Here is a 683-nt window from a genome sequence, read left to right as displayed (position 1 = left end):
GTCTGCTTGCCGGCGTTGATGAGATCGGCGTCCTCTTCACCCTCATAGGGGAACGGGCCCATGCCGAGCATGCCGTTTTCGCTCTGGAGGCTGACGTCCATGCCGTCCGGGATGTAGTTCGAGACCAGCGTCGGGATGCCGATGCCGAGATTGACGTAATAGCCGTCACGCAATTCCTTCGCGGCGCGCGCAGCCATCTGTTCACGGGTCCAGGCCATCTTAGTCTCCTGATCTCAAGCTGCCGTGCGCGGGCGGGTGTTGCGGAATTCGATGCGCTTCTTGGCCGTTCCAACCTCGACGATGCGCTTGACGAAAAGGCCGGGCGTGTGGATGTGGTCGGGATCGAGTTCGCCGGCCGGAACCAGATGCTCGACCTCGGCCACCGTGACCTTGGCGGCGGTCGCCATCATCGGGTTAAAGTTGCGCGCGGTCTTGCGGTAGATGAGGTTGCCTGCGGTGTCGCCCTTCCAGGCGTGGACGATGGCGAGGTCGGCGAACAGGCCGCGCTCCATCAGGTATTTCTGTCCGTCGAATTCCTTCACTTCCTTGCCTTCGGCGATCAGCGTGCCGACGCCGGTCTTGGTGTAGAAGGCCGGAATGCCGGCACCGCCGGCGCGGATGCGCTCGGCCAGCGTGCCCTGCGGATTGAATTCGAGTTCCAGCTCGCCGGCGAGGAATTGCTG

General features: G+C 63.3%; 2 protein-coding genes. Both read right to left on the bottom strand.

The features are described from left to right. On the bottom strand, nt 1-218 hold a 218-nt coding region (locus AC0L20_RS39640; RefSeq protein WP_473295608.1), incomplete at its 3' end, for a CoA-transferase. A 15-nt stretch (nt 219-233) separates the two neighbouring features. After that, nucleotides 234-683 (bottom strand): CoA transferase subunit A (locus tag AC0L20_RS39635; protein WP_473295607.1); only part of this gene is annotated, 450 nt, incomplete at its 5' end.

The sequence above is a fragment of the Bradyrhizobium sp. Kon58 genome, from assembly GCF_055807455.1.
Note: the sequence above shows the minus strand (reverse complement) of the source record. Positions and strands in the feature narration are given on the sequence as shown.